Source organism: Mycobacterium sp. Marseille-P9652 (assembly GCF_902652685.1).
Taxonomy (GTDB): domain Bacteria; phylum Actinomycetota; class Actinomycetes; order Mycobacteriales; family Mycobacteriaceae; genus Mycobacterium.
In genome coordinates this window covers 30,244-50,341 of record NZ_CACRUY010000019.1, presented here as the reverse complement: position 1 = coordinate 50,341, position 20,098 = coordinate 30,244, and the positions used below count along the sequence as shown (strand labels likewise).

Here is a 20,098-nt window from a genome sequence, read left to right as displayed (position 1 = left end):
GATGGTGCAACTATACAGATAATGTAATAGTGTTCTTTGACGAGAGGACGGTGCCGATGACGACGATCGAGTTACGTTGGGATCCGTTCGACCGCGCGCTGCACCAGAATCCGTACGGGGTCTGGAAACGGCTGCGCGACGAAGCGCCAACGTACTACAACGCGCATTACGACTTCTACGCGTTGAGCCGGTTCGGCGACGTGATGGAGGCGTCGTTGGACACCGAGACGTTCTCCTCGTCGCATGGGCTCACCCTCGATGCGATCACCGACGAGCCGTGGCCGTCGCCGCGGGCGATGATCATGATGGATCCACCCGATCACACCGCACTGCGAAAGATGGTCAATCGCACATTCTTTCGCACCCAGATTGCTCAGCTCGAGGACCGGGTGCGCTCGCTCTGCTGTGACTACCTGGATGCGTTCGTGGGGACGGGCGGCTTTGACTACGTGCGCGAGTTCTCGATGAAGCTCCCGGTGATGGTGATCAGCTCCATGCTGGGCTTTCCCGAGGAAGACCACGACAACCTGCGTGAGTGGTCGGATGCCCAGCTACACCGCGACGAGGGCACGACCCAGCTCAGCGAGGAGGGCCAGCAGGCCAACGCGAAGCTGTTCGCCTACTACGCGGATCAGATTCAGCGACGGCGGGCCACACCGACCGACGACATCGTCGGCAGCCTGATGGCCTCCGACCTGGTCCAGGCGGGCCGCAAGACTCGTCGCCTGGACGACGGTGAAGTGTTGATGTTCATCGCGATGATCAACGTCGCCGGCAACGAGACCGTCGCGCGCCTGCTGGGATGGGCCGCGCTGACGCTGGCGCGGTACCCCGACCAGCGGGCCAAGCTGGTCGACCGGCCGGACCTGATCGGCAACGCCGTGGAGGAACTGCTGCGCTATGACGCGCCGTCGCCCGTACAGGGCCGCTACACGAAACGCGATGCCACCTACAACGGCACGCTCATCCCGGCGGGATCGCGCGTTGCCCTGCTGACGGGGTCGGCAGGCCGCGACGAACGCCAATACGTCAACCCCGACGTCCTCGACGTCGAGCGCACGGGGATCCGGCACATCAGCTTCGGGCACGGATCGCACTTCTGCCTGGGCGCGGCGCTGGCCCGCCTGGAGACCCGGATTGCTCTGGAGGAGACGCTGAAGCGGTTCCCCACCTGGGACGTCGACGAAGGCGCGGTGACGTACGTGCACACCAATTCCGTGCGCGGCCCGGCCAGCGTGCCGATGCGGCTGTGACCCCCGGGCTTGCCGTCCGCACCGAGGGCGCGGTGCTCTGGTTGGTCTTGGACCGCCCCGAGGCCGGCAACTCGGTGACGCGGGCGGTGCAGCAAGCCCTCATCGAACACCTGCGGTCGGCATCCGACGAGCCAGGCGTCCGGGCGGTGGTGCTCACCGGCCGCGGTGACAAGCACTTCTGTACGGGACCGAATCTCCGGGATCCCGGGATGCAGCCCAAGAAGGACCGCGTTGCGGGCGACGCCGCCCGCATCTTGCGCACCGGGTCTCAGGCGGTGGTGTCCGCGTTGCTCGACTGCGAGAAACCGGTGCTGTGCGCGCTCAACGGGATCGCCGCCGGGGTGGGCGCCAGCATGGTGCTGGCCTGCGATCTCATCGTGGCCGCCGAAAGTGCCCGCATTATCGAGCTTTTCGCGCGGCGCGGGCTCGCGCCGGACGGGGGTGCCGCCTATCTGCTCGCGCGCAAGGTCCCGTTCAACGTCGCAAAGCAGCTGCTGTTTTTCGGCGGGGAGCTGTCCGCGGCGGAGGCCGAACACCTCGGCCTGGTCAACAAGGTCGTCGCCCCCGACGACCTGGAAGCCGAGACAGCGGCCTGGGCCAATCGCCTCGCCGAGGGGCCCACCCGTGCGCTCGCGGCGGCCAAGGCGATGCTGAATCAGGCGTTCGACGTCGACCGCGATGCCGCCTTCCGTACCGAGGCGCTGTTGGTGGAGCAGGTCGCCGCGACCGACGACGTCGCCGAGGGCATGGCGGCCTTCAGCGAGCGACGCGACCCGAACTTTCGTGGACGCTGAACTTGCCCGACAGTTACAGCCCCAGTTTGAGACCCGCGCCCGCGTCGACGAACAATTGCTGACCGGTGACGTAACGCGACTCGTCGGAGGCGAGGTACACCACCAGAAACGACACGTCCTCCGGCTCGATCCACGGCACGGGCATCGCCTGCAGCACCGGGAAGACGATCTCGGCGTCCGCGCGAGTCGGCTCCGGCAAGTCCGGACGGAACGTTCGGTACATCGGAAGGTTGTGCAGCATATCGGTGTTGACGTTCGTCGGATGCACGGTGTTGATCCGGATCTGTTCCGGAGCCAGCGACAGGGCCAGTCCCTTCGTGTACTCACGCAGCATCTTCTTGGCGAGCCCGTAGCCCGCGCCGCCGGGGCCTTGCGGGCCGCCGCCGCTGGCCAGATCCTTCTGGTCGACCAGACCGGCGATGGATCCCGTGACGATGATCGAGGCGCCGGCCCCGAGGTGCTCCAAGCACACATGGACGGCGTTGACCACGCCGATGAAGTCGACGTCGAACGCGTCGGTGAAACCGCGCGACGGAACGTCGTTGCCCAGCGGACAAATTCCGGCGTTGGCCACCACTACGTGCAGGCCGCCCAACTCCGCGACCGCCTCGTCGATCGCCTTCTTCAGGGCAGCGCGGTCGCGAACATCGACAACTGCGGACACCGCGCGCCGGCCCGACTTCTCGACGAGGTTGACCGTCTCGTCGAGGTCGGCGCGCGTCGCCAGCGGGTATCCGTTGGTGTCGATGTCAGCACAGATGTCGAGCGCAATGATGTCGGCGCCCTCGTCGGCCAGGTGGATGGCGTGGCTGCGGCCTTGGCCGCGCGCCGCGCCGGTGATGACGGCGACCTTGCCGCTCAGTCGCTGCATCTGCTCCTCCATCGTCAGATTCGGCGGCACGCCACACAACACCGTGGCCGCCACCACTTCATTGGATAATAGAACACTGAGTGTTAATCTGTCACTCGCGGTCACATGGTGGATATCCCTTCCCAACGCGGTCCGATGGGCGTGAGGAGAAGTGAATGACGCTGCACCGGAACGCCGCATCGCTGGACGGCCGGGTCGCCGTCGTCACGGGCGGGGGCGGTGGGATTGGCAGCGCCATCGCCGCGGCCTTCACCGAATTCGGCGCGCGGGTGGCCATCTGGGAGAAGGACCAGCCGAGCGCCACGGAGGTGGCCGCCCGCATCGGCGGCCTCGCGTGTGTCACCGATGTACGCGACGCCGAACAGGTCGACGCGGCGCTGGCCACCACCGTCGACGCACTGGGCGTTCCGACCATCCTGGTCAACAATGCGGGCGGGGTCTTCTGGTCCGGGTTGCTGGACACCTCTCCCAATGGCTGGGACGCCCTGATCCGGATCAACCTGACTCAGGTTCTGCTCTGTACGCAGCGCATCGCGCGGGCCCTGGTCGAGGCGGGGCGGGGCGGCAGCGTCATCAACATCAGCACCATCGAGGCGGTACGGGCCGCGCCCGGGTTCGCCGCCTATGCCGCGGCCAAAGCGGGAGTGGTCAACTTCACCAAGACCGCGGCCCTGGAACTGGCGCCGCACAACATCCGCGTCAATGGGCTCGCACCCGACTTCACGCTCACCGAGAGCCTGGAGAAGATGGCACCGAACGGTGTCGAGAACGCCAAATTGATGGTGCCGATGGGCCGCGCGGGCCACGTCGACGAGATGGCCGGGGCGGCAATATTCCTCGCCAGCGACCTCAGCGCCTACGTGACCGGGCAGACGCTGCACGTCGACGGTGGGACCTCGGCGGCGGGCGGCTGGTATCACCACCCGCAATCCGGACGCTACATCCTCGGCCCGCCGACCCCGGTCCCATAGCCACAATGCATGACGCGCAAGTCCGGGAACTGTTGGCGAAGGAGGAGATTCGTCAGCTGCCCTACCGTTACGCCGCCGCGATCGAAGCGCGCGACGTCGATGCGATGGCCGAATTGTTCGTCCCGCATGCCCGGTTCGGCGACCACGGTGAGGGGCGCGAAGCGCTGCGCCGGCTGATGTCGGCCAGCCTCGACGCCAGCGTGTTCGCGGTCATCCTTGTCGCCAACCACCTCGTGGAGCTGGACACCGAGGACCGCGCCCGCGGGCAGGTCTGGGCCCAGTGCTTCGCGCAGACCCACGCCGAGGGGTTCGTCGAACAGCTCATCAAGTACGAGGACCGTTACGAACGTTATGGCAGCCGTTGGCTTTTCCTGCACCGAAGGCATCGCCTGTTCTACGGCGTGAACCGCCGGGCGTCGCCCCTGGCACAAGAGGCTGCCTTCTGGCCACGAAACCAGACCGGGGTTGGTGACCTGCCGCTGACCGACCCGGTCTTCACGGAGTGGTGGCAGAGCAACGCGGTGACGCGGAGCGACGAGGAACGGCCGTGAGCGCTGGCCGTTGCCTGGCCGAAGGGCTTTTGTTTCCCGAGAGCCCGGTTCCCTTCGACGATGGGTCCGTCGTCGTGTCGGAGATGGCGGCCGGCAGGATCACCCGCGTCCGCCCCGACGGCGTCACTGAGACCGGCGCCGAGACCGGCGGCGGCCCCAACGGGGTGGCCCGGCTTCCGGACGGTCGGTTGGTGGTCTGTCAGAACGGCGGTTCCAGCTTCGGGCTCGGCCCCTGGCCCTACGACTTCGTCGGCTGCGCAACGCTTTTCCGGCCAATGGGGGCGCCCGACCACCCCGTAGTGCCCGCGCTGCAGCTGATCGAAGCCGGCGGTGAGGTCAGCATCCTGTACACCGAATTCATCACGCTTTCAGGCAGCACGCTGCCGCTGATGCGGCCCAGCGACATCTGCGTTGACGGCGATGGCGGCTTCTATGTCACCGACGGCGGAACCACGCACAACCGGAACCGCGGCATGACCGGGCTGCTCTACGGCACCGTCGACGGTGGGCTTCGCGAGATCGTCTACCCACTCGAGATGCCCAATGGCGTGGCCCTGTCCCCCGACGGGGCGTTGCTCTACGTGGCCGAGACGCGCACGCGACGGGTCTGGGAATTCACTCTCGACGGGCCCGGAGAGGTGTCCCGGGCGCGCGGTCTGGCAACGGTGCCCAGCGGTGGTCCCCTGAACGTCGGAGGTGCCGACGGGCTCTGTGTGGACGCGGCCGGCAGAATCATCGTCGCGACCCTCGGGACCGGCGGTGTCACCGTCATCTCCCCGACCGGAGAACTGCTGGGCGCGATTCCCGCCGACGACCCAATGACGACCAACGTCGCAGTCAGCACCGATGGCGAGACGTTGTTCATGACGCTCGCCTCATCGGGACGATTGGTGGCGGTCGAACACTGGCGGGAAGTTTCGGGCGCTGCGCAGGCGTCGACGTGAAGCGGGTCCGGCGCGGGCTGCGTTCGCCGTTCGCTCCCGCCGGAAGACCCCTGCTCATTTCCGGGGCGGTCATCCCAACGATTGTCGGCTCGGCGTTGATCGCCGCACTGGCCCTGTGGGGCCTGCCGACGGGCACGGCGCTCGCCCAACAACATGTGTTGCGGTTCAACATCGTTGTGGCGCTCTGCTATTGCGCCGTCAGCCTTCCCTGTGCGTCGATCTGCGGTTATTTGTGGATGAGCCTGCCGGCGGGCGCGAGCGACGCGACCGCGCGGCGGGTCGTCTTGGCCATACCGAGGAGGATGGCCGTCGTCCACGGGGCGGTGTGGTCCACGGCCAGCGTCGTTTTCGTCCTGATCAACCTCGGCACACCGTGGCTGGCGGCGACGCTGGGCGTGTCGATGATCCTGGGCGCCATCGTGACAACCGCACTGTCGTATTGGATGTGCAAGATCGCGCTACGGCCGACAACGGCCAAGCTGCTCACCGATCACCCGCCGACACAGCCTCAAGGGCCAGGCCTCCGGCTGCGTGCCATGAGCGCCTGGTTGATCGGAACCGGTGCTCCGCTGCTGATGGGTATCCTGGTCGCCGCCAGCGCCTTGGCCGTGGATTATCCGGCGCACCGGCTCGCCCTCACCGTACTGGTGCTCGACAGTTGCACGGTGGCGTGCGGCTTAGTGGTCGCGGCGTTCAACGGGTCGGCCATAGCCGATCCCATCGACGAAGTGACGCGCGGCATGCAAACGGTGCGGCGTGGCGATTTCGACGTATCGGTGCCCGTTTTCGACGCCTCGGAGCTCGGGCTACTGCAGGCCGGTTTCAACACCATGGCAACTGGTCTACGCGAACGCGAACGGTTGCGCGACCTGTTCGGCCGCCACGTCGGCCACGAGGTGGCCCGTTTGGCCGAGCAACTCGCCGCCGGTGACCAGATTGAGATGGGGGGTGTCAACCGCGAGGTGGCGGTGTTATTTGTGGACCTCGTCGGCTCGACACGACTGGCCGCCACAGTGGAACCACCCGAGTTGTTGGAGACGCTCAACAAATTTTTCGCAGTGGTGGTGAATGTCGTGGAACGAAACAGTGGTCTGATCAACAAGTTTGAAGGGGACGCCGCACTGGCGATTTTTGGCGCTCCTTTCGAAGATGCCGACAGCGCCGCCCACGCGTTGGCCACAGCGCGTGAACTCAACGCGCTACTGAATCCACCCGGCGCGCCGATCAGGGCCGGCATCGGAGTGTCGGCCGGCATGGCGGTGGCCGGCAACGTCGGCCATCCGGGCCGCTACGAATACACGGTGATCGGCGACCCGGTCAACGAGGCGGCGCGGCTCACCGAAATCGCCAAGCTGTCGGCCGGCGTCGCCGTGTCGGCCGCGGCAGTGGTCATGGCCAATCAGGAGGAGTCGCGGCGGTGGCGGGTCATCGACTCCAAGGTGCTACGCGGCCGCACCACTTCGACCGACATCGCCGTCCCGCTCGATTGAGCCGCGTGCGCGCGGACCGGTCAGATCTTATGGGACTTCTGCTCTTCCATCTTATTCAGGAAGGCCTCCAAGCCGATCCCGCCGTGGCCGGCCATCACCTCGTCGTAGTCGTAATCGGGTGCGTTGCCGCCATTCGGGCGCCATCCGGCATCCGCCGTGCAGGACTTGAAGCCGTCCTCCGGGAACGCATACCAGCGCCGCGTGTTGAGTTCGACGATCTTGGCGGCCTCCTCGTCGGGCACGTCCGCGAGCATCTCCTCCGCGCGCGCCCGACTCTTTGGCCAGAACGAGTCCGAGTGCGGGTAGTCGCATTCCCAGGTGATGTTGTCGATGCCGATCTGGTGGCGCATCGACATGCCGACCTCGTCCTCGATGAAGCATCCGGAGATGTTGCGGCGGAACAGTTCCGACGGCGCGACCGTGGGGTGGATGTTCTGGTAGAACTTGTGCTTGCGCCAGACATAGTCCGCCCGCTCGACCAGGTACGGCATCCAGCCCACGCCGCCCTCGGAGAATGCGACTTTGAGGTTCGGGTGTTTGTGGAACACCGGCGAAAAGATCAGCTCGGTCGCCGCGGCCATGGACGTGGTACCCATCAACGTGATCATCACCGCGAAGGGCGCCTCGGGCGCCGTCTGGGGCGGGAATCCGCCACTGCCGAAGTGCATCACCGCAGTCAGGTTCGTCTCTTGGAGCGCCGACCACACCGGCTCCCAGTAAGCGGTGTGGTAGCTGGGCAGCTTCAGGTTGGTGGGGTTGTCCGGCAGCCCGATCGCTCTTGCCCCCTTGGCCGCCACCCGCTCGATTTCGGCGACGATCAGGGCCGGGTCCCACAGCGGGGTGATCGCCATCGGGATGAACCGGGCGGGGTCGGTGGCGCACCACTCGTCGAGCGAGAAGTCGTTCCACGCCTGGACGGACAGGTGGGCGAGTTCCTTGTCCTCGCCTTCCAGGAACACGGTGCCGCAGAAGCGCGGAAAGGACGGAAAGCACAGCATGGCGTGCACGCCGTCGATGTCCATGTCCGCCAGCCGGGCCTTCGGGTCGTAGCACCCGGGGATCATGTCGGCGTAGCGGATTGGATCGACACCGAACTCCTCCGGCGACTTGCCGGCGACCGCATTCAGCCCGATGTTGGGATAGGGCCTGCCCTCGTACACCCATTGCTGCACGGGCGGGGCCCCGTCGCGCGGAAACTCGACGATGCGGGGTCCGTCCTCCAGGAACTTCTTTGGCAGCCTGTCCGCCCAGACCTGCGGTGGCTCGATCAGGTGGTCGTCGACGGACAGGAGCTTCATAGAAGGTTGCAGCGGCATGGTGGGAGTCGTTTCTCGAAGTCGTGCGATACGGTACAAGTGAACAGATTATGACTAGTTGACTATAGCGCCGGACGTGGCCTGAGCTCAAACGACCAGGCCGCATCAAGGAGAACCATGACACAGCCCGAACCGCCACCGTCGCGCATCCCGCACGACGACTGGGCCGACCAGGACCTGCTCACCAAGGGTGAGGCGGCCGAACGCCTCGCCGCGGAAATAGTCGAGGTGAAAGCCAAACTCGGCACGTTGGACGGCAAGGACGAGACCCTGATCCGACGACTCAAAGGGCTCGAAGAGGCCTACAAGTACCTCACGGCGGAACGGCAGGGCTGACTGGCCCGCTCAGGCGCGCGGCAAACCCAGCACCCGTTGGGCGACGATGTTGCGCTGGATTTGGGCGGTTCCGCCGTAGATGCCGGCGGCGCGTGACCACACGTAGATGTCCCATTCCAGGCCTTCGGTGAGCAGCGGGCCACTGGCCGAAAGGTCCATCATGGCATGGGCGAAGAACTGGTCGGCACGCGTCATGAGCAGTTTGTCGACCGACCCCTCGGGCCCGGGAAGCTTGCCGTTTTGGCGCTCCGTGAGCGATCTCATGACCTTGATCTGCAGCGCTCGCAACTCGACGTAGGCCTGCCCCAGCCGGGCCCGAGCCGACGGGGAGTCTTCGAGCCAGCCGACGCGTACGTCCTCCTCCAGGCGCAGTAACTGGGTTTTGAGCCGGCCGATCCAGTTGATATCGCTGGGACCGCGTTCGTACGCAAGCAACTGGTTGGCGATCGACCAGCCGTCCCCGCGTTTGCCGAGCAGGTTTATCGCCGGTACCTCCACGTTGTCGAAGGTGATCTCGGTGAACTCACGGTTGCGTGCGGCGTTCATGATGGGGCGCACCTCGATGCCGGGCGTCGACATCGGCACCAGCAACACGGAGATGCCCGCGTGCTTCGGCGCGTCCGGCTCGGTGCGGCACAGCAGGAAGCACCAGTCGGCGACCGCACCGAAGCTCGTCCAAATCTTGCGGCCGTTGACGCGAAAGATCTCACGCCCGTCGGTGTCGATGAGATCGGCCCGGGTCTTGAGCCCGGCGAGGTCGGATCCGGCCTCGGGTTCAGAGAAGCCCTGACACCAGCGCACGCGGCCGGACAACAGGCCGGGCAGCAACGCGTCGCGCTGCTCGTCGGTCCCGAACAGGCGCAACGCGTTGCTGAGGTGACCCACGCCCTCGATGGGCGCGGACCCGGCCCGCCCGAGCTCGTCGTTGAGGATTGCCTCGTAGACCGGCGGCTTGCCATGTCCTCCATACTCGACGGGGAAGGACAACCCGATGTATCCGGCTTCGTAAAGCGTTTGATGCCAGGCATTTTGGGCGTCAGCCCGAGCAGCCGGATCATCGGGGATGGCTGCGTCGGCGGCGTGGTCGGACAGCCACCGCCTGAGCTCGGCGCGGAACTGCGCTTCGGGTGCGCTGTCGTTGAAGTCCATCGCTAAGCGAGCTCCCGGTTCGCCAGCCGCAGCGCGCCGATGGCCTCGTAGTGCACCGTCTCGTCGCCGAACAATCGCCGGTCCAAGAGAGCCCGGCGCAACCGCAGGTGCGAAACGTGCTCCCAGGTGATCGCGATGCCACCGAACACCTGAACCGTCGCCTCCACCACCTCTCGGCCCGCGGCGGAGGCGTATGCCTTCGCGGTCATCGCCGACAGGCGTGCCTCGTCGGCCGGCAGGTGGTCGGTCGCCCACGCGGCGTGCCAGAGGCAACTCCGGGCGCCCTCGACCTGCACCAGGGCATCGGCGAGCAGATGGCCCACGGCCTGAAACGAGCCGATCTTCACACCGAACTGAGCCCGCTCACCCGCGTAACAGACCGCATCGTCCAGGGCGCCCTGCATGATGCCGACCAAGTCGGCGGCGACGGCGGTCATCGCCAACGACTCCACCCGCCGCCACCGTTCGTCATCGACGGGATCTCCGATCACCTGCGCGGAGGCGGCCGAATCGACTGGTAAACAACGGAATTCCCGGGTCAGGTCCAGAGCAGGGTGGTCGGCGGCGCCCAGCGGTGCGCACACAAGCCGACGATGTCCGTCGGTGTGGGTCGCCAGTAGTGCGTGGGTGGCGCCCGCGGCGTCGAATGCCACCCCGGGTCGGTGAGCTGAGCCGAATCCCGTTAGGTCGGGGCGCAGCACCGGCGCGAGCCGAAGGCTGCCTTCCGCGACGAGCTCCAGTTCTTTCTCGGCCCGGGCCGCCTCGAGGAGTTCGGTGGCCAGCACCGCCTGGCCCATAACCGGAACGGCGCTGAGGGTTTTGGCGAGTTCTTCGATCACGATGACGGTTTCCACGCCGCTCGCCTCGAGTCCGCACAGGGTGGGGCAACGCAGCGTTGGCACACCGAGATCCACCAGGCGGCGCCACTGGGCGTCGAGCGCTTCGCCGGTCGGGATGGCGTCCGCGCTGGTGACGGCGACGCTCTCCCCCAGCTGCGCGGCGGTGTCGCGGAGCAGTTGCTGCTCGTCGGTGAACGCGATCTCCATGGTCAGCGCAGGGTCATCTCCACGCTGGTATATCCACGCACCGTCGCGGTCAGCACGCGTTCGCGCGCCCCGATGGCGTAGTCGGGGAACTTGTCGGCGATGTAAGAGAACACCAGCTGCGCCTCCCGGCGCGCCAACCATTGCCCCAGACAGATGTGAATCCCCCACCCGAAATACACGTCGGTGCCGCGCGGCCTGTCGACGATGAAGCGGTCGGGGTCGTGGTAGCGCCGTTCGTCGCGGTTGGCGCTGCCCAGGAGCAGCAGCACCCAGTCGCCGGCGTCCATGGTGACGCCGTGCCGCTGGATGGGCCGGGTCAAGGTGCGGGCCACCCAGTGGCTCGGGGTGTCGTAGCGCAGCGCCTCGTTCACCGCGGCGGGAATGAGGCTGCGATCCTTCACGATGCGATGCCACTCCTGGGGGTGTTCGGCGAGCGCGACGAGGCCGTTGGAGATCAGCTTCTGCGTGGTTTCCGAGCCGGCGGCCGACAGGAGATTGCAGAACATCAGCACTTCGTGCGCGGTCAGGGAGCGGTGACCGCCGGCTTCGGGGTCGTCGAACGTGGCTTGCAGCACGACGCTGATCAGGTCGTCGCCCGGGTCGGTGCGGCGCCGCTCGATCAGGTCCCCGATGTACTGGCTGATCAGACGGTTGGCCTCGATGGCCTTGGCCGGCATCGCGACCTGCCCTTCTTCCCGGGTGAGGAAGGCCTCCCACCAGACGCGCAGCTGCTGACGGTCGGTGTGCGGCACGCCGAGGAGGTCACCGATCACGTCCGTGGGCACCGAGAACGCGAAGGCCTCCATCGCGTCGACGGTGGTACCCGGCCGTAGCCGGTCGAGGTGCGTGTTGACCACCTCCCGCAGGGCAGATTCCATGGCTGCGACCGCTTTTGGCGTGAAGAAACTCTTCAGAACCCCGCGAATGCGGTCGTGGCGGGGCGGGTCCATCGAGATCACCGAGTACTTGCGTCCGTCGTTGTCCGGGTTCTCCGGCGCCGGACCGCGCTTGGACGAGAAGGTCTCCCAATCGCGGAGAGCCTGCGATACGTCGTCGAATCTGGACAGGACCCACCAGCGGTTCTCGGCATCCCGGTAGACGGGCGCCTCGTCGCGCAGTCTCCGGTACACCGGGTACGGATCGTCGAAGATCGCCTTGGAGAACGGCGAATACATCAACTCGCTGGTCGCTGGCACGGCCATGACTCTATCATCGTGGTGAACAATCGGACGTTGAGTGACTAATTGCTCAGTTGCTTGGGCGGCGTTCGTTCGATCAATTCGATCCAGTTCCCATCGGGGTCGGTGGCCATCAGTCCCCGATTGCCGCCCCCGAACGTCACCGTCCGTTCCGGTCGAGCGCGGCCACCCAAGCGCTCGATACCTGCGACGAACGCGTCCGGGTCGTCGACGCGGAAAGACAGGTGCGTGAAGCCCACCGCGTTCATCTGTCGAGGCCCGTCACTTCCGTCAACGCCCGGGGCCACGTAGTTGAGCAACTCGAGCCGAAATCCATCGCGCTGCAGATATACAAGGTCAAGCACCAGCCCCACCACCCCCAGCAGCTGTGCCGTGTCCGGCCCGTCTACCCGCATCCGACCGCACTCTTCGAATCCAAGTGCTGAGCAATAGAACTCGACAGCTTTCCCGAGATCGCTGACGCACAGCCCGATGTGGGTGAGGCGGTCGGTCATGCGGTGTCGTCGGCGAGTTCGTCGAGCAGCGCGTTGTGTTCCCCGAGCAGGGGTGGCCGTGCCGGACCGCCTGCAGGACTGGCGCTGAACAGGTATGGCGTGCCGGGATAGCGGAAGGTCTCCCCCGGTTCGCGGTGGTGGACCGGCACCTGAAATCCGCGGGCGGCGATGTGTTCGTTCTCGAAGGCCTCGTCGGGTGACAGCACCGCTCCGGCGGGGAACCCGCGTCGCTGGCTCTCCAGGAAGTACTCGTTGGCCGGCATGCGGGAGGCGATCAAGGTGATCGCGTCGCGGGCCGCGGTCAGTATCGCGGTGGTTTCGTCGTCGGCACCGATCATCGCGATGTCGACCGGCTCGTCGCGAGAGGCGGCCATCTCCAAGAACACCGCTTCGGGAAGCTCGTCGGTGAGGCCGAGGTCCCCGAGCCAATCAAGCAGCTTCGCGAATTCCACCGGTTTTCGGGGCAGCACGCCGGTGGTGGCGTAGGCGCCGTCCGCGCATCGGACCTGGGTCGGCTGACTCGGCGTGAAGTACGCGTGCCGGCCGGTCTGCCGGACGCACGTCTCGTTGTTGACCAGCCAGTGGTAGGTGGTCTGCTCCGAACTGACGTTGCAGGCGGCGTTGACACTGACGTCGACGAGCTGACCCTCGCCGGTCTGGTCGCGGTGCGCCAGGGCGACCAGCGCTCCGATCGCGCAGTACAGGCCGGCGATGTTGGCCGACTGCTCGCCGGCGCCGCGGATCGGCGGCAGAGAATGGTCGTCGTATCCGCAGTTCCAAACCGGACCCCCGCCGGCGAGCATCGTGAGGTCGGTGACCGGTTGGTCGGCGCGGACGCTGTCCAGCCCGAAGGGGCTGACCGCCACCCAGATCAGGGATGGGCGCCGGACATCGCCGACGGGGCCATCGGCGGAGATCACGATGTCGGCGCCGGCGATCAGGCGCCCCAGTGCGTTGACGCCCTGCGCGGTGTCGAGATCGACGGTCACCGACCGTTTGCCTACGTTGCCGCTCCACCATCGCAGGCTGGTATTCGGCCCAGTGTTGTCGTGGGCGAACGGCGGCCGCGACCGATGTGAGGATCCGGTGGGAGGTTCGACGACGACGACCTCGGCGCCGAGTTCGGCGAGCAGCCTTCCCCCGACGGGGGTGAACTGGCCGCTGATCTCGACGACCCGAATCCCGCTCAGCGCGTTCAGATCACACCCTGCCTTTTCAATTCCTCCAACTCCTGATCGCTGCGCCCGAGCAGGCCGCCCAGCACGGTCCGGTTGTGTTCGCCCAGACACGGCGCGGCCCGCGAAATGGCCCACGGCGAGGCCGACATCCGCAGGGGAATCCCTTCGACGCGCACCGACCCGATTTCGGGGTGCGCCACGGTAGGGAAGAGTCCCCACTCTGCAAGGTCCGGGTCCTCGTCGATCCGCTCCCGGGGGGACTTGACGACGCTCGCCGGAACCCCGGCCGCGCAGAGTTCGCTTGACAGCGTGGACGCTTCGCGAGTCCGGGTGCACGCGCTGACGAGTTCGTCGAGTGCGTCGGCGCCGAGCAACCGCTGTTCCAGGGTGGCGAACCGGTCGTCCGTCAGTCGCGGTTCGTCGATGACTTTGGACAGCAGGGCGACATCCCGGTCGTCGCGGCAGGCGATGGCGAGCCAGCGGTCCTCGCCCAGGCACGGGTAAATCCCATGCGGGGCCATCTCACCGAAGTCGGCGTGGTTACCGTCCGGGAGCCCCGGCCGGCGCGCGGGCCGCTCGTTGACGGTCCAGTCCAGCACCTCGGTGGGCAGCATGGCGATTCCCGCCGGCACCGTGGCCAAGTCGATGTGCTGGCCCTCGCCGGTGCGTTCGCGCTGATGCAGGGCCGCCAGAATCGCGGTCGTCATGTAGTAGGCGGCGATGTGGTCCATGTACGAGTAGCCCCATCCAGCGGGCTCGTGGTCGGGCAGTCCGGCGGTGAAGGTCAGCCCGCTCAGCGCCTGGACGATCGGGCCCCAGGTCTTGAAGTCGCGGTACGGTCCGCTGTGCCCGAAGCCGCAGTTGGAGACGTAGATGATGTCCGGCTTGATCCGGCGCAGCTCGTCGTAGCCGAAACCCATCCTGTCCAGCACGCCGGCCGCGAAGTTCTCGCAGACGATGTCGGAGACGGCGATCAGCTCACGCAGCAGCTCCTTGCCGGCCTCGACACGCAGATTGATGGTCACGCCGAGCTTGCCCACGTTGTGGTTGTTGAAGCCGGCCCCCAGATTCACACCCCGGCGCTCGTCGACGAACGGGCCCACGCCGCGCAACGCGTCCCACATACCGCGCGTGACGGGGTCTTCGACTCGAATGACCTCGGCGCCGAAGGCCGCCAGGATCTTCGTCGCCCCGGCACCGGCCAATTGACCGCCCAGATCACACACCCGGAGATGGGATAGACCGGCGCTCACCATGCAACAATAAAACAGATTCTGTTCTTCTGCCAATCATGCCACTCGGTGCGCAGCCGGAGGAAGCCTGCTCGCAGATTGACAGTCAATGTTCTATTGTTCAGTCTTATGGTGACGATCACAGCGGCCCGGTTCGACGAGCCGGCGTTCTATCTTGGCGACCCGAACGCCACATTCGCTCAGTTGCGCGAGCACGATCCCGTCCACTGGTACGACGAGGGCAAGTTCTGGGTCATCACCAAATATGAAGACATAAAGAGCATCTCGGCGCGGCCCGAGAAGTTCAAGTCGGAGCGCATCGGCATCATGATGGACCTGATCGCGCACCGGGAGGGCCGCGACCCCCAAGGATACGGGAACCGCGGCATCATGTTCATGGATCCGCCGGTGCACCGGATACACCGCAAAGCCGTTGGCGTGCGGTTCACACCGGCCGCGGTCGCCAAGACGGAGGCCCGCGTGCGCCAGGTCGTCAACGACGTGCTCAACGACCTACCGGACGGCGAATTCGACTGGATTCAACGGGTCGCCGAGCCCATCCCCGTCTATGTGTTCGCCTACCTGCTGGGAGTCCCCGAAGAGGATTGGCCCAAAGTCGCGGGCTGGGCCACCACGATTGCCAACGTCGGTGGCGGCGCCGCGAGCGACGAAGACTACGCGTTCATCTTCGAACACATCGGTCCCTACCTGATGGGCCTCGTCGCCGAACGCAAGGAACGTCCGCAGGACGACCTCCTCACGCTGCTCACCGAGGTGACAATCGACGGGGAGCCCTTCAACGAGATGCAGGTGATGATCTACGCGCTCACCTTGCTCGCCGCCGGCAGCGAGACGACGCAGAGCCTCATCGCCGGAATCGCGGACTGTCTCGACACGCATCCCGACCAATCCGCGGTGTTGTTCGCCGACCCCGACCTCAGCGGCAACGCCGTAGAGGAGGTGCTGCGTCACTGGACGCCGGTGATGAGCATGGCCCGCCAGGCGGCCCGCGACGTTCGCCTGCGCGGCGCGGAGATCAAGGAAGGCGACGGGGTGCTGCTCGCCTATGCCTCCGGGAACCGTGACCAGGAGCACTGGGGCCCGACGGCCGAACAATTCGACATCCACCGCCAGGACGCCGCCAACCACCTCGGCTTCGGAGTCGGCGAGCACTTCTGCATGGGCGCCGCCCTGGCTCGACGCGAAGCTCGTCTGCTCCTGGAGGAAGTGGCGCGGCGCGCCAAGGGTATTCACGTGGTCGGCGACCGAGTGCCCCGCGTGTCGACATTGGTGCACACGCACGACCACCTGCCTGTTGTGCTCGACTACCGCTGAAAGGCTCACTGATGGGCGGACCGATGGCCGGCGTGCGCGTCCTGGAGGTCGCGCAATGGACGTTCGTCCCCGCCGCGGGAGCCGTGCTGGCCGACTGGGGCGCCGACGTCGTTAAAATCGAGCATCCCCGCACCGGCGATTCGCAACGCGGCCTGCGGCAACTCGGCAACATCACGATCGAAGGTCCGCGCAATCCCGTGATGGAACACGCGAACCGGGGGAAGCGGTCCGTCGCGCTGGATATCTCGACCCCCGACGGCCACGAGCTGTTGATGGAGATCGCCCGAACCAGTGACGTGTTCCTGACCAACTTCCTGCCCGATGCGCGCGCGAAGCTCAAGATCGAGGTCGACGACCTGCGCGCGGCCAACCCCGACATCATCTATGCGCGCGGCAGCGCCTACGGCCCCCTCGGCGATGACGGCCGGAAAGGCGGCTATGACATGACGGGGTTCTGGAGTCGGGCCGCCGGGGCGGCCAGCACCACCCCCAGCGACCTGAACGGGGTTGTCGCGCAGCCTGGTCCGGCCTACGGCGATTCGATCGGCGGCATGACGATCGCCGGCGGGATCGCCGCCGCACTCTTCGAACGTGAGCGCACCGGGGTGGCGCGGACGGTCGACATCTCACTGCTCGGCGTGGGTGTCTGGGCGATGGGCGTCGCGGTCAACGCCGCGCTGGTCAGCGGCGAGCCGTGGGTCGCCAACCCGGCCGGCGCCAACGTCACACCGCACAACCCGCTCACCGGCTTCTACCGCACTCGCGACGACAGGTTCCTCGGATTGTCGATGCTGCAGGCGTTTCGATACTTCGCCGACTTCTGTGCGCGGGTAGGGGTTCCCGAACTCGCGGCGGACGATCGGTTCGCCAGCCATGAGCTGCTCGCCAAGAACGCCGGCGAAGCCACCGCCGTGCTGCGCGAGGTGATCGCTGCGGAGCCGCTCGACCACTGGCGCAAGGCGCTCGCGGATTTCGACGGCCAGTGGGCGCCGGTGCTCAACACCGCCGAGGTGGCAACCGACCCTCAGGTGCGTGCCAACGGCGGCATCGTATCCGTTGATGGTGGCACCGAGTCGTACGAATTGGTCGCCAGCCCCGTGCTGTTCGACGAGACCCCGCTGCGGCTCGGGCCGTCGCCGGAGTTCGCGGAACATACCGAAGCGCTGTTACTCGAACTGGGTAAGGACTGGGACGACATCATCGTCCTCAAGGACGGCGGAACCATCGCGTGACACCCGATGAGGCGGTACGAAGCTGGCTCGAGAGTCACCTAGGGCCCGTGCGGGCCTTCGAGCGCCAACCACGTTGGCGTCCGGCCTGGTTCGCCGACGTCGAACGCGACGGCACAATCATGCCGCTGTATGTGCGTGGCGACCGCGAGGGCATGGAGTTCTCGTTGTCCACTCATCGGGAAGCGAATGTCATCGAAGCCCTTGAGAAGCAGGGGATTCCAGTTCCACACATTCACGGTCGGATTGACGCTCCACCGGCCATCGTGATGGATCGCCTGCCCGGCGCCACCAATCTGTCAACCTCGCCGAGCGCAGCAGAGCGCATCTCGGTCATCGACGAATACATGGAAATCCTTGCGCGGATCCATCGGCTGGATCCACGTGAATTCTCCGCTGTCGGACTCAAGTTACCTAAAGACCCACGGCAGCACGCGTTGTCGAGCTTCGAAGAGTCCGTCGCGAGGTATCGGTCCACCAAGAAACACCCGGAGCCGTTTCTGGAATTCGGCATCGGCTGGATCCGCCGCCACGTTCCCGCGCACCGGTTCGACCCGCGCTTCGTCCTCGGCGATCCCGGACAGTTCATGTTCGCCGATGGTCGTGTGACCGGACTGCTCGACGTCGAACTGGCCTACCTCGGCGACACCGCACATGACCTCGCAGGACTGCGCCTGCGGGACATCTCCGAGCCCTTCGGTGACCTCGAGCGCGCGTTCCGGCGCTATGAGGAGGTTTCCGGCGTAGAACTGGACCTGCCGGTGGTCGAGTTCCACACCGCGCAGTTCTCGCTCACCACGCCTCTCTCGTTGGTGATGATCTTGCACAACCCATTTCCGATGAGTGACCTGCTGCAGTATGAGGAGTGGTTTCAGCAATGCTCGCTCAACGCCGTCGAAGCAATGGCCGCGGTCGAGGGCGTCGCCCTCGACGATTACCGACTCCCGCAGGCGCCGGATGTCCGCCAGAGCGGCCTTGTCGACGCGTTGGCACCCATCATCGAGGAATTACCCGCCGAGACCGAGATTGAGCGCTTTCGCCGACATCAAACGGCGCAAACCGCGCGCTACGTTGCCGGCGTGTGCCGGCACGGTCCCGCGATCGAATCCGAAAACCTCGACGACGTCGAACGCCTGCTCGGCTCCCGATACACCGACTGGCGTGCAGGCGATGAGGCCTTGGAGGCATTCGTGCTGCGAGCGCCCGAGCACATGGACGCCGAACTCATACGGCTGTTCCACCGCCGCATCATGCGGCAGATGCGTTTGCTGGAACCAGTTCTCAATCGCGCTGGGGGCGTGCGGCCGCTAGTACCCCTGGCGCAGTTGCTCGGCCGCTGACCCCGCACAACCCGCTCATCGGCTTCCACCGCACCGACCACACCGGCTCCTGGACCGTCGAACTGCGTTCGCACAACGCACCGTGGCGCTCATCGTGGAACTCGGTCGCGACTGGGAGCGGATCTCCGCACTCGGCGGAATCGGCTGACGACCGCTAACGGGCGGCCAACTCGAGACGCTCCCGTCGCCGGACCAGGATGCTGGGCAACCAGTCTCCGACGTCAATCGCTTCCACCCATTTGGTGCGCTCGAGCAGCATCCCCAACACGATTCGGGCCTCTAGGCGGGCCAGGGCGGCCCCCAGGCAGAAGTGCGCTCCCTTACCGAAGGTCACGTGTCCCTTGGAGTTGCTGCGGTCGAGGCGAAATTCGTTTGGCGCCTCGAAGTGCGCGGGATCGCGATTGGCCGCTCCCCACATCAGCAGCAGATGGGAATTGGCGGGCACCTCGACTCCGCCGAGCGTGGCATCGCGCATCACGTGGCGGTAGTGGCCACGAAACGGCGCCTCGTAGCGCAGTACCTCTTCGACGAAGGCGCCCAGCAGTTCGGGATTGTTACGAAGCTGCCTTTGGATTTCGGGGCGGTCGGTGAGAATCCATGCCGCGCTGCCCAGAAGTGATGCAGTGGATTCGCCGGCGGCGCTGAACAGAGTCAGCATCATCGTCAGCGCCGGGTGCTGCTCCAACTCGCCAGTAGCGCAGCGTTGGGCCAGGTCAGCCATCAGGCCGTGTTCGGCTTCGACACTTGCCTTTTCGAAATGTTCCACGACATAGCCGGACAGTTCTATCGCCGCGGCTCGGGCCGCTGCGAGCTGAGTCTCCGTGACGATGCCGTCGAGCAGCGTCGTGGTGGCGTAGCCGAGGCGAATGAGTTTGTCGACGTCGCCGTCGGGAAGGCCCAGCAGTCTGGCCACCACCATCATCGGGAGTCGGTTGGCCATCGCGCTCATCCATTCAATCCGGTCGCCGCGCAGATGCTCGTTCCACAACCGGTCGGCGGTATGGGCGGCGAACTCCTCGATGATGCGGACCCTCTTAGCGGACAGGTGCGGTAGCAAGATCTTTCGGTGCATGGCGTGCACCGGATCATCCGCGGTGGCCAAGGCGTGAGAAGGGTCGCCGGGCGGAGCCATCTCGAATGGGGTGACCGTCGCGTCATCGTGATAGACCATCGTCGCGGTGAGGTTCGACGAAAAATCGTCGACGCGTTCGACGGCCTCCATCACGGCATCCCAACCGCACACGGCGTAGAACGCCGAGCTTCCGATGCGATGCACCGGCGCCTCTGCGCGCATCCGGTCATACAGCGGATACGGATCCGGAAGCGCGTCGGCGCCGAAGAACTGCGCGGGATTGCTGAGAGCCACCATC

General features: G+C 66.2%; 19 protein-coding genes. 10 read left to right on the top strand and 9 right to left on the bottom strand.

What is annotated here, in order from left to right; all coding sequences use genetic code 11:
• Positions 1 to 29: 29 nt before the first annotated feature.
• Entirely contained in the window at positions 30 to 1,253 is a 1,224-nt protein-coding gene (locus GPY60_RS12680; RefSeq protein ID WP_231639609.1) for a cytochrome P450, read from the top strand.
• Positions 1,250 to 2,047, top strand: a complete 798-nt coding sequence (locus GPY60_RS12675; RefSeq protein WP_231639607.1) for an enoyl-CoA hydratase/isomerase family protein — start codon at positions 1,250 to 1,252, stop codon at positions 2,045 to 2,047. The genes GPY60_RS12680 and GPY60_RS12675 overlap by 4 nt, the downstream gene beginning before the upstream one ends.
• Positions 2,048 to 2,060: 13 nt before the next feature.
• Here the strand turns inward: GPY60_RS12675 and GPY60_RS12670 are convergent, their stop codons facing one another.
• Entirely contained in the window at positions 2,061 to 2,918 is an 858-nt protein-coding gene (locus GPY60_RS12670; protein WP_156688064.1) for a mycofactocin-coupled SDR family oxidoreductase, read from the bottom strand.
• A gap of 155 nt (positions 2,919 to 3,073) precedes the next feature.
• Between GPY60_RS12670 and GPY60_RS12665 the strand changes: the two genes are divergently transcribed.
• From GPY60_RS12665 to GPY60_RS12650, 4 genes are read left to right on the top strand one after another with little or no spacing between them, the layout of a single operon-like run.
• On the top strand, positions 3,074 to 3,889 hold the full coding sequence (locus tag GPY60_RS12665) for an SDR family NAD(P)-dependent oxidoreductase (RefSeq protein ID WP_156688025.1): 816 nt from the start codon (positions 3,074 to 3,076) through the stop codon (positions 3,887 to 3,889).
• 5 nt (positions 3,890 to 3,894) lie between these two features.
• A complete protein-coding gene (locus GPY60_RS12660; RefSeq protein WP_156688024.1) occupies positions 3,895 to 4,440 on the top strand; it encodes a nuclear transport factor 2 family protein in 546 nt (181 codons plus the stop codon).
• Positions 4,437 to 5,384 (top strand): SMP-30/gluconolactonase/LRE family protein, encoded by a 948-nt coding sequence (locus GPY60_RS12655; protein ID WP_156688023.1) that lies wholly within the window; start codon positions 4,437 to 4,439, stop codon positions 5,382 to 5,384. The genes GPY60_RS12660 and GPY60_RS12655 overlap by 4 nt, the downstream gene beginning before the upstream one ends.
• Positions 5,381 to 6,874, top strand: coding sequence for an adenylate/guanylate cyclase domain-containing protein (locus GPY60_RS12650; RefSeq protein ID WP_197283655.1), 1,494 nt, complete (start codon positions 5,381 to 5,383; stop codon positions 6,872 to 6,874). Before GPY60_RS12655 ends, GPY60_RS12650 begins: the two co-directional genes overlap by 4 nt.
• A 20-nt stretch (positions 6,875 to 6,894) precedes the next feature.
• On the opposite strand, the gene GPY60_RS12645 is transcribed toward GPY60_RS12650, so the two are convergent.
• On the bottom strand, positions 6,895 to 8,190 hold the full coding sequence (locus GPY60_RS12645; RefSeq protein WP_156688022.1) for an amidohydrolase family protein: 1,296 nt from the start codon (positions 8,188 to 8,190) through the stop codon (positions 6,895 to 6,897).
• 117 nt (positions 8,191 to 8,307) lie between these two features.
• Here GPY60_RS12645 and GPY60_RS12640 point away from each other — a divergent pair, with 117 nt between their 5' ends.
• Positions 8,308 to 8,526 (top strand): hypothetical protein, encoded by a 219-nt coding sequence (locus tag GPY60_RS12640; protein WP_156688021.1) that lies wholly within the window; start codon positions 8,308 to 8,310, stop codon positions 8,524 to 8,526.
• A gap of 9 nt (positions 8,527 to 8,535) precedes the next feature.
• On the opposite strand, the gene GPY60_RS12635 is transcribed toward GPY60_RS12640, so the two are convergent.
• From GPY60_RS12635 to GPY60_RS12610, 6 genes are read right to left on the bottom strand one after another with little or no spacing between them, the layout of a single operon-like run.
• The gene (locus GPY60_RS12635; protein WP_156688020.1) at positions 8,536 to 9,675 is read right to left on the bottom strand and encodes an acyl-CoA dehydrogenase family protein; all 1,140 of its coding nucleotides are present in this window, start codon (positions 9,673 to 9,675) and stop codon (positions 8,536 to 8,538) included.
• A gap of 2 nt (positions 9,676 to 9,677) precedes the next feature.
• The gene (locus GPY60_RS12630) at positions 9,678 to 10,721 is read right to left on the bottom strand and encodes an acyl-CoA dehydrogenase family protein (protein WP_156688019.1); all 1,044 of its coding nucleotides are present in this window, start codon (positions 10,719 to 10,721) and stop codon (positions 9,678 to 9,680) included.
• A gap of 2 nt (positions 10,722 to 10,723) precedes the next feature.
• A complete protein-coding gene (locus GPY60_RS12625; protein ID WP_156688018.1) occupies positions 10,724 to 11,923 on the bottom strand; it encodes a cytochrome P450 in 1,200 nt (399 codons plus the stop codon).
• A gap of 38 nt (positions 11,924 to 11,961) precedes the next feature.
• Positions 11,962 to 12,414 carry a VOC family protein gene (locus GPY60_RS12620; protein WP_156688017.1) on the bottom strand — a complete coding sequence of 151 codons (453 nt, stop codon included), beginning with the start codon at positions 12,412 to 12,414 and terminating at the stop codon, positions 11,962 to 11,964.
• Positions 12,411 to 13,595: a CoA transferase gene (locus GPY60_RS12615; protein ID WP_255457234.1), complete on the bottom strand. Its 1,185-nt coding sequence runs from the start codon at positions 13,593 to 13,595 to the stop codon at positions 12,411 to 12,413. Before GPY60_RS12615 ends, GPY60_RS12620 begins: the two co-directional genes overlap by 4 nt.
• Before the next feature lie 14 nt (positions 13,596 to 13,609).
• Positions 13,610 to 14,848: a CaiB/BaiF CoA transferase family protein gene (locus GPY60_RS12610; RefSeq protein WP_255457233.1), complete on the bottom strand. Its 1,239-nt coding sequence runs from the start codon at positions 14,846 to 14,848 to the stop codon at positions 13,610 to 13,612.
• A 108-nt stretch (positions 14,849 to 14,956) separates the two neighbouring features.
• Between GPY60_RS12610 and GPY60_RS12605 the strand changes: the two genes are divergently transcribed.
• The 3 genes from GPY60_RS12605 to GPY60_RS12595 are packed head-to-tail and all read left to right on the top strand — an operon-like array spanning position 14,957 to position 18,728.
• Positions 14,957 to 16,159, top strand: a complete 1,203-nt coding sequence (locus tag GPY60_RS12605) for a cytochrome P450 (RefSeq protein WP_231639603.1) — start codon at positions 14,957 to 14,959, stop codon at positions 16,157 to 16,159.
• An 11-nt stretch (positions 16,160 to 16,170) separates the two neighbouring features.
• Complete coding sequence (locus GPY60_RS12600; RefSeq protein WP_156688014.1) at positions 16,171 to 17,391, top strand: CaiB/BaiF CoA transferase family protein; 1,221 nt, start codon at positions 16,171 to 16,173, stop codon at positions 17,389 to 17,391.
• 47 nt (positions 17,392 to 17,438) lie between these two features.
• Positions 17,439 to 18,728, top strand: a complete 1,290-nt coding sequence (locus tag GPY60_RS12595) for a phosphotransferase (RefSeq protein WP_231639600.1) — start codon at positions 17,439 to 17,441, stop codon at positions 18,726 to 18,728.
• A 154-nt stretch (positions 18,729 to 18,882) separates the two neighbouring features.
• Here the strand turns inward: GPY60_RS12595 and GPY60_RS12590 are convergent, their stop codons facing one another.
• Positions 18,883 to 20,097 carry a cytochrome P450 gene (locus GPY60_RS12590; RefSeq protein ID WP_156688012.1) on the bottom strand — a complete coding sequence of 405 codons (1,215 nt, stop codon included), beginning with the start codon at positions 20,095 to 20,097 and terminating at the stop codon, positions 18,883 to 18,885.
• Between the last annotated feature and the right edge of the window lies 1 nt (position 20,098).

Bases quoted from the DNA above. Each gene is read 5' to 3' on its own strand.
- GPY60_RS12670 (WP_156688064.1), bottom strand. From the start codon at position 2,918: ATGCAGCGACTGAGCGGCAAGGTCGCCGTCATCACCGGCGCGGCGCGC.
- GPY60_RS12665 (WP_156688025.1), top strand. From the start codon at position 3,074: ATGACGCTGCACCGGAACGCCGCATCGCTGGACGGCCGGGTCGCCGTC.
- GPY60_RS12660 (WP_156688024.1), top strand. From the start codon at position 3,895: ATGCATGACGCGCAAGTCCGGGAACTGTTGGCGAAGGAGGAGATTCGT.
- GPY60_RS12645 (WP_156688022.1), bottom strand. From the start codon at position 8,190: ATGCCGCTGCAACCTTCTATGAAGCTCCTGTCCGTCGACGACCACCTG.
- GPY60_RS12640 (WP_156688021.1), top strand. From the start codon at position 8,308: ATGACACAGCCCGAACCGCCACCGTCGCGCATCCCGCACGACGACTGG.
- GPY60_RS12635 (WP_156688020.1), bottom strand. From the start codon at position 9,675: ATGGACTTCAACGACAGCGCACCCGAAGCGCAGTTCCGCGCCGAGCTC.
- GPY60_RS12630 (WP_156688019.1), bottom strand. From the start codon at position 10,721: ATGGAGATCGCGTTCACCGACGAGCAGCAACTGCTCCGCGACACCGCC.
- GPY60_RS12625 (WP_156688018.1), bottom strand. From the start codon at position 11,923: ATGGCCGTGCCAGCGACCAGCGAGTTGATGTATTCGCCGTTCTCCAAG.
- GPY60_RS12620 (WP_156688017.1), bottom strand. From the start codon at position 12,414: ATGACCGACCGCCTCACCCACATCGGGCTGTGCGTCAGCGATCTCGGG.
- GPY60_RS12610 (WP_255457233.1), bottom strand. From the start codon at position 14,848: ATGGTGAGCGCCGGTCTATCCCATCTCCGGGTGTGTGATCTGGGCGGT.
- GPY60_RS12600 (WP_156688014.1), top strand. From the start codon at position 16,171: ATGGGCGGACCGATGGCCGGCGTGCGCGTCCTGGAGGTCGCGCAATGG.
- GPY60_RS12590 (WP_156688012.1), bottom strand. From the start codon at position 20,097: ATGGTGGCTCTCAGCAATCCCGCGCAGTTCTTCGGCGCCGACGCGCTT.